1 protein-coding gene is annotated in these 628 nt (G+C 36.3%); it reads right to left on the bottom strand.

The features are described 5' to 3' along the window. Window positions 1-628, bottom strand: a 628-nt coding sequence (locus RT405_RS12470; protein ID WP_313470109.1) for a class I tRNA ligase family protein, incomplete at both ends; no start/stop codon positions are given.

The raw sequence follows: 628 nt of genomic DNA, 5'->3' as shown, positions 1-628 counted from the left end.
AAAAGCAACATAAATACTAGGTGATTTAACATCTTTGTATTCAATTTCTGCTTCTGCTAGAGCCGACTCACTAGATGGCGACCAGTAAATTGGTTTTAATCCTTTGTAGATATAACCTTTTTCTGCCATTTTTCCGAAAACGCGAATTTGTGCTTCTTCATAATCAGGCGTTAAAGTTACATAAGGATTATCCCATTCACCAGCAACTCCTAGGCGTTTAAAATCTTCACGTTGTTTATTGATTTGCTCCCAAGCATAATCTTCACATAATTTACGAAATTCAGCTATGGACATTTCTTTCCGTTTAACACCCTTATTCGTTAACGCTTGTTCAATCGGCAATCCATGAGTATCCCAACCTGGAACATATGGCGAACGAAATCCTGACATTGATTTGTAACGAACAATAATATCTTTGCTGATTTTATTTAATGCATGTCCAATATGAATGTTTCCATTTGCATACGGAGGACCATCATGCAAAATAAAAGTAGGTTTTTCTTTATTTAATTCTTGTCGTTGCCCATAAACATCTGCTTCTTCCCAATCTTTTTGCCATTCTAGTTCGCGAACTGGCAAATTACCGCGCATTGGAAAAGTAGTTTTTCCAAGTTGTAGAGTTTCTTTC

Origin of the sequence: Carnobacterium sp. (assembly GCF_032094055.1) — a bacterium.
Taxonomy (GTDB): Bacteria; Bacillota; Bacilli; order Lactobacillales; family Carnobacteriaceae; genus Carnobacterium_A.
The sequence above is the reverse complement of the archived record's forward strand: the minus strand, read 5'-3'. Positions and strand labels throughout refer to the sequence as shown.